We start from the raw sequence: 251 nt of genomic DNA, 5'->3' as shown, positions 1-251 counted from the left end.
ATTTTAGGCACTTCCCGCATGGTTGACATTCACATTAGTCACCTGCGCGATAAAATCGAAAAAGATCCGCATCGCCCTGAATGGATCAAGACGGCACGTGGCTTTGGCTATCTGTTTGACACGGCTCATTTGGATAAGTAGCTTTTTTGTGTCATAATTGACATAAACGATAATTTGAAGGAGAAGAAAATGGCATTTCCTTTTAAAGCGGTGGCCTTTGATATGGATGGCACGTTTCTGCGTGATGACAA

1 protein-coding gene is annotated in these 251 nt (G+C 42.6%); it reads left to right on the top strand.

Annotation, left to right across the window (positions count from 1 at the left end):
• The first annotated feature begins 18 nt into the window (after window positions 1-18).
• On the top strand, window positions 19-141 hold the full coding sequence (locus tag LJE08_RS15425) for a helix-turn-helix domain-containing protein (protein ID WP_370633285.1): 123 nt from the start codon (window positions 19-21) through the stop codon (window positions 139-141).
• The last annotated feature ends 110 nt before the right edge of the window (window positions 142-251 follow it).

Source organism: Holdemanella sp. DFI.5.55, assembly GCF_020593575.1.
In the GTDB taxonomy this organism is placed as follows: Bacteria; Bacillota_I; Bacilli_A; order Erysipelotrichales; family Erysipelotrichaceae; genus Holdemanella; species Holdemanella hominis.
This window is presented reverse-complemented; position numbering and strand designations above follow the sequence as displayed.

Excerpts from the sequence above, each read along its gene's own strand:
- LJE08_RS15425 (WP_370633285.1), top strand. The coding sequence starts at position 19 with ATGGTTGACATTCACATTAGTCACCTGCGCGATAAAATCGAAAAAGAT.